This is a genomic window from Bradyrhizobium sp. (assembly GCF_049581145.1).
Lineage (GTDB): Bacteria > Pseudomonadota > Alphaproteobacteria > Rhizobiales > Xanthobacteraceae > Bradyrhizobium.
Genome location: NZ_JBAURI010000482.1, coordinates 1 through 5,856, shown reverse-complemented (window position 1 = coordinate 5,856; position 5,856 = coordinate 1). Strand labels below are relative to the sequence as shown.

Annotated in this window: 6 protein-coding genes and 1 pseudogene; 2 read left to right on the top strand and 5 right to left on the bottom strand. The window is 62.3% G+C overall.

The genetic code is table 11. The annotated features are described in order from the left end of the window. The 3 genes from WCB02_RS15965 to WCB02_RS15955 all read right to left on the bottom strand — a co-directional run. A partial coding sequence (locus tag WCB02_RS15965; RefSeq protein WP_423959379.1) for a hypothetical protein occupies positions 1–319 on the bottom strand: 319 nt, incomplete at its 3' end. Between the two features lie 113 nt (positions 320–432). Continuing rightward, a complete protein-coding gene (locus tag WCB02_RS15960) occupies positions 433–1,014 on the bottom strand; it encodes a DUF2147 domain-containing protein (RefSeq protein WP_423959380.1) in 582 nt (193 codons plus the stop codon). Positions 1,015–1,141: 127 nt separating this feature from the next. Beyond that, positions 1,142–2,170, bottom strand: coding sequence for an NAD(P)/FAD-dependent oxidoreductase (locus WCB02_RS15955; protein WP_423959377.1), 1,029 nt, complete (start codon positions 2,168–2,170; stop codon positions 1,142–1,144). Between the two features lie 178 nt (positions 2,171–2,348). Between WCB02_RS15955 and WCB02_RS15950 the strand changes: the two genes are divergently transcribed. Next, entirely contained in the window at positions 2,349–2,813 is a 465-nt protein-coding gene (locus WCB02_RS15950) for an acyl-CoA thioesterase (RefSeq protein ID WP_423959375.1), read from the top strand. Positions 2,814–2,838: 25 nt separating this feature from the next. Here the strand turns inward: WCB02_RS15950 and WCB02_RS15945 are convergent, their stop codons facing one another. Both WCB02_RS15945 and WCB02_RS15940 read right to left on the bottom strand, forming a co-directional pair. Continuing rightward, positions 2,839–3,159, bottom strand: a complete 321-nt coding sequence (locus WCB02_RS15945; RefSeq protein WP_423959372.1) for a 2Fe-2S iron-sulfur cluster-binding protein — start codon at positions 3,157–3,159, stop codon at positions 2,839–2,841. Positions 3,160–3,227: 68 nt separating this feature from the next. Continuing rightward, the gene (locus tag WCB02_RS15940) at positions 3,228–3,794 is read right to left on the bottom strand and encodes an Hpt domain-containing protein (RefSeq protein ID WP_423959371.1); all 567 of its coding nucleotides are present in this window, start codon (positions 3,792–3,794) and stop codon (positions 3,228–3,230) included. A 259-nt stretch (positions 3,795–4,053) separates the two neighbouring features. Here WCB02_RS15940 and WCB02_RS15935 point away from each other — a divergent pair. Next, positions 4,054–5,856: pseudogene (locus WCB02_RS15935) on the top strand (negative regulator of septation ring formation); the annotation flags it as partial.

The following is a 5,856-nucleotide window of genomic DNA, read 5'->3' as shown; positions in this document are numbered from 1 at the left end:
CTTTTCGAGAGCCCGGTCGTAGTATGGCGCCAATGCACGATCGCGATTCGGCCAAACGCGCCGGAACGGATTCTGCGCTGGTGTCGGTTCGACGCGCCCCTTTTGCCATCACCTCAATGGCGTCAGTTCCGCCCGAAGAGGTCCTGGCGGCTGAGCGATCGACCGATTTTTTGCGCAGTTTGGCATTGGCACGGCGTTGATGCCGATGCATGTGCTGCGATTTTCGAGACGGCGCATAGGCCTCCTTGCCCCCAGACTGTTTGTGCGCTGACAACCGTCGCGCTTCCAGGATGCCGGCGCTTGAGTCCGGATCAGACATCTCGGCCGTAACGACCGAAATTTCTGATTCGGATTCTGGGATCTGCCTGCAGTCACCTGCTATCTCAGGACTCCACGCGCCATGCCAATCAACAACGGGCGACTGGGAAAATGCTAATGCGCCGGCGCGGCCTTCTTGCCCGCCATCGGCGGCGGCTTGATCGCCGCAGCCTGCGACGGCAGATACTTGGCGATGATCGCGGGATCGATCGTGGCCATTGCAGAGTCCGGCAGGCGTTCCCAGACCTCGTCCATGCCGAACAGCGAAATCCCGATATAGCCGCGCAGTGTCAGCGACTGGCCGTCCTCGCTCAGCGTCATCTTCGCCTTGTAGATCTTGCCGTCGCGCGGATCGAGGATGTTGCCGTTCTCATATTTCAACCCATCCCGCTTCATGTCGCGGATGAAGGAAATCCCGAGCACCGGTGCGTTCTTGCGGTCGTCGGTGCATTTGGAGCAGAAGGAGGCGGTATCCTCTTCGCCGTCCTTCGGAAACGTCTTGGCGATCACGCCTTCGAAAATGCCATTGTGATCCACCATCAGGACATCGACGACGGGCTTGCCCTTTTCGACCTTCTGCCACAGGCCCGCGGCCGAAGGTTCGTCCTCGGCGCGCGCCGGCAACGCACCGGCGAAGCAGATGGCAAGACCGGCCAAGGCCGCCGGCAGCAGTGGAACTCGAAACGGATGTCGCATCGTCGTCACCTGACCAACTCTTCCAGTGAATGGCCGCAGACTACGGCCATTTCGAGAACGGTTCTAGTGCCCCCAGCTTGAGCCATTCCAGCCGGACGACAGCTATCAAGTCATAATTCGGTTGGAATCAATTGACGCCGAGCTTCTTCTGCAGACTCGATGACGATGTCGTGTACTGGAACACGAGCCGCTTGTCCGGATAGACATAGCGATGGGCTTTCTGCGCCATCAGCGCGCCCTCATGGAATCCGCACAGGATCAGCTTCAGCTTGCCCGGATAGGTGTTGATGTCCCCGATCGCAAAAATCCCGGGAACGCTGGTCTCGAAAGCCGACGTCTCGACCGGAACCAGATTGTTCTCGAGCGCGATGCCCCAGTCGGCAACCGGGCCGAGCTTCATGGTCAGGCCGAAGAACGGCAGCATGGTGTCGCAAGCGATCCTCGAGACCGCGTTGTCGTTGCCCTTGACGGTCGCGCCGGACAGGACGCCGCGCTCGCCCTCCAGCGCGGTCACCTGACCGATCCTCAGATCGAGCTTCCCGGAAGCCACCAGCGCGCGCATCTGTTCGACGCTGTGCGGCGCCGCGCGGAAATCGTCGCGCCGATGCAACAGCGTGACCCGCCTGGCGATCGGCTGCAGGTTCAGCGTCCAGTCGAGCGCGGAGTCGCCGCCCCCGACGATCAGGATGCTCTTGTCGCGGAACTGTTCCATCTTGCGCACCGCGTAGAACACCGAAGAACCTTCATAGGCTTCGATGCCCGGCACCGGCGGGCGCTTCGGCTGGAACGAGCCGCCGCCTGCGGAGATCACCACCACCTTGCACTCGAACACCTTGCCGGCGTCGGTCGTGACGCGGAACGCGGGATCACCGATCTTCTCGATCTTCTCCACCATCTCGTTGAGATGGAAGCTCGGATGGAAAGGTGCGATCTGCTCCATCAGCGCTTCCGTCAGCCCGTGACCGGTGACCAGGGGAATGCCGGGAATGTCGTAGATCGGTTTTTCCGGATAGAGCTCGGCGCATTGGCCGCCGGTCTTGTCGAGAATATCGACCAGATGCGCCTTCATATCGAGCAGGCCCAATTCGAACACCGCAAACAGTCCGCAAGGACCCGCGCCGATAATCAGCACATCGGTTTTGATCGCTTCGCTCATATCGCTTCTTTTCGGTTGGCAAGCGCCCGGCGGATCTGGGCGCGGAAGAGGCTTTCGCCTGTCTAACCAACGCCGCCAGCGGAGGAAAGCCATAATATGATGGCGGCGGCCAATGCCGCCTCTTGCCCATTTCGGCGGCGGGGCTGTAAGAATTTAGGCCCTTTTCGGAGACTGCCCCGTGAACGCTCCCCTGCGTGCCGACGCCACGCCGCACCTGGAAGACTTTCCCTACCGGCTCACCGACAATGTGCGTTTCGCCGATCTCGATCCCAATCAGCATGTCAACAACGCGGTCTATGCGAGCTATTTCGAGACCGGCCGCGTCACCTTGGTGAAAGACCGCGCTTATGGGCTGATGCCGCCGGGGCTCGGCTGGATCATGGTCCGGCTGGACATCCATTTCCGCGCCGAACTGCGCTGGCCCAACACGATCGAAATGGGGCTTGGCGTCAGCAAGCTCGGCCGCACCTCGGTGACATTCGACCAGGTTGTTTTTTCCGAAGGCGTCTGCGTGGCATCGGCGCGATCGGTCAGCGTCCTGATCGATCAGGCGACACGCAAGCCTACGGCGCTGACGGAGGACGTCGTCGCCAATCTCAGGCGATGGCTGCGGCGGGGCGTCGAGATCGCACAGGGCGAGTGACGGCGGCGCCGGTCAGGACTCCTAACTAAGCCTGCCGCTCCGGCGTGGAGACCACGAGCCCGTCGAGTTCGTCGGTGACCTTGATCTGGCACGACAACCGTGAATTCGGCCGCACGTCGAAGCCGAAATCCAGCATGTCCTCTTCCATCGGCGATGGCGGACCGACCTTCTCGCGCCACGCCTCGTCGACATAGACATGGCAGGTGGCACAGGCGCAGGCGCCGCCGCATTCGGCTTCGATGCCCGGAACGGCGTTGCGGATGGCCGCTTCCATGACGGTCGCGCCGTTCTCGACTTCGATGGTGCGGGTTTCGCCGCGATGGTCGACAAAGTTTATTTTGGCCATGTGTGCTCGTGCTGCCCGGAAATGAGGTCCGGGCAGTCCTATAACGGGTCGATCCGCTCCGCGCTAGTTCAGGGCCGGCGCAAAATCGCTTCCGCCGCCGTGCAAGCCTCGGCGACCGCGTCGTAGAGCTCGTGCAAGGCTTGAGCGAAACCTTGAGAAAAGGCTTGCGACGGATCGACGCCTTGCCGGAGGGTGGCCTCCACGCCGGCGGCACCATCGGCAACGCGAAAGGCGCCGATTGCGCGCGCCGCCCCCTTCAGCGTGTGCGCCAGGACGATCGCATCGCGACGCGCATCGCCGGGCGCATCGGCCGGCGATGCGCCCAGGGCTTCCACGATTCGGGTCGCCTGCTTGACGAACATCCCCAGCACTTCGCGCTCAAGGCCGGCGTCGTCGAGCGTCATTCGCGCCAGATGGCGCAGATCGATCGGTCCGTCGTCGGGAACAAGCGGCGGGGATGGCATCCAGTCGATCCGTTGCAGGTGAAGCGGCATGAGGTTGATCCAAATATCCCCACCTTTTTCAGTATCCGCGGAAAGCGGTGATGAGGTACTCGGTAGCCAATCACGGATGTGGTTAATGGATCGTTTTGATGCAGATGCCGCGAATTCGCCTTGTTTTTGCCCGTCGCCCACCACATTCTCAAAATGGAACAGGGATTTTTGAAGACTGGTAAGACCTTAGCAGCGTCTTCTGTTAACGATGATTAAGAATGTCTTAATCGCGGCCATTTCATTCGACCCGCGCAACCAATAGGATGGCCGGTGGATGCAATGGGTAAGCTGGCTGTTTTGGCCTGCTTGGGGCGCGCAATGGGATCCGGTTTTGAGCTTGCAAGGGGCGCTTGCGCAAGGCTCGCCGGGCTGCGTAGTGAGATGAGGGCTCAGACTGAACATGGCAAACAACCCCAAGAAGGTCAAAGACCCTACCGAAGTTGCGCTTTCTGCCATTCAGGAAGCACTCAACATCAGTGACGGTGCTATGGATACGGGCAGGGGTTCGTCGCGCAGCGACATCGCGCAACCGGCCCCAGCCGTTGTGACGCTCAACGATCCCGCCTATGACGTGCACCCGGGCGCGGATCGTTCCATCTTCGAGCCGATGGAAGACGCGCGCGCGACGCGCCGCCCCGCCAATGACGACCGCGAAACCATCGGGCAGATTCTGCAGGCGATCCAGAAGGGCCGCCCCGCGCGCAATGTCTACACGCTCGCAACCGTGTTTGCCGGCATCTGGATCCTCGGCGGCGCCCTTCTGACGATCAGCTTCCTCTCCTCGCTGCAGGCCGCGATCGGTCAGGGCAGTGGCGCTGTGCTGATGCTGGCCGGCCTTGCGGCATTGTTCTTCGCCCCGGTGCTGTTGTTCTACGTGCTGGCGAGCCTTGCCTGGCGCGGGCAGGAATTGCGCATGATCGCGCAATCGATGGCGCAGGTCGCGATTCGCTTCTCCGAACCCGAGGGCGCGACCAGCGATTCGATGGTGACGGTCGGTCAGGCGATCCGCCGCGAGGTCGCGGCGATGGGCGACGGCGTCGAGCGCGCGATCGCGCGGGCCGGCGAACTCGAAACCCTGGTCGCCAATGAGGTCTCGGCGCTGGAACGCGCCTACAGCGACAACGAGGTGCGGATCCGCGCGCTGTTGCAGGACATCGCCCATCAGCGCGACAATCTGGTCGGACAGGCCGAGCAGGTGCGCAGCGCGATCTCCGGCGTGCAGATCGACCTGCGCCACGATATCGCGCTGATCTCTGATGCGATCGCCTCCCGCGTCGACGAAGTCGCCAAAAGCATCACCGGCGCGCTGGAAGAGCGCGGCGCCCACATCACGGCCGCGCTGAGCAATGCCGGCGACAACATGATCCTAGCGCTCGGCGAGCGCGGCGGCGATCTGCTCGATCGCCTCGAGGAAGCAAGCGCCGAGACCACCCGCGCCGTGCTGGACGCCTCCGAGCGCCTCACCACCAGCCTCAACTTCAAGACCGGGCATGTCCACGACGAATTCGTCGACCTGGCCGACCGCGTCCACGAGATGCTGAATGAGCGGATCGACCACATCACCGGTGAGTTCGAACAGCGCTCGTCCGCCATCATCGACGGCATCTCCGAGCGTACCGAACAGGTGCACGACGCGCTGAAGAGCTCTGGCGATTCGCTGCTTCTGGAGCTCGAGCTGCGCAGCAATGACCTGTCGAGCAAGATCGACGAGGCCAGCAGCCGGCTCGCCAGCCATGTCACCACCAGCGGCGAAAAGGCCAGCGAGGCGCTGGATGCCACCGTCAATTCGCTGGTGGCGAAGGTGGTCGGCCAGACCGAGAGCGCACACGATACGCTGTCGATGCAGATGAGCTCGTTCGATGAGCTGGTGAAGAACCAGGGTGGCGAACTGGCCGAAAAATTCGCCCGCGACTCCGGCACGCTGGGCGCCCTGATCACCCGTCACATTTCGGAGTTCGACCGCACCGTCAAAACCTTCGGCGGCGAGATCGTCGAGCGCATGGGCCAGCGCACCCAGGACATCGCCGACACCCTGAAAAGCTATGTCGACAATTTCGATGGTCGCGTCGCCTCGAACGCCGGTGAAATCACCGCGTCGATGGACCAGCGACTGGGGCAATTCGAGACCACCGTGCAAGACCGCATCGCGCATCTCGACAGTTCGCTCGATGGCAAGATCGCGCATTTCGACACGTCGCTGGAG

Bases quoted from the DNA above. Each gene is read 5' to 3' on its own strand.
- WCB02_RS15960 (WP_423959380.1), bottom strand. From the start codon at position 1,014: ATGCGACATCCGTTTCGAGTTCCACTGCTGCCGGCGGCCTTGGCCGGT.
- WCB02_RS15955 (WP_423959377.1), bottom strand. From the start codon at position 2,170: ATGAGCGAAGCGATCAAAACCGATGTGCTGATTATCGGCGCGGGTCCT.
- WCB02_RS15945 (WP_423959372.1), bottom strand. From the start codon at position 3,159: ATGGCCAAAATAAACTTTGTCGACCATCGCGGCGAAACCCGCACCATC.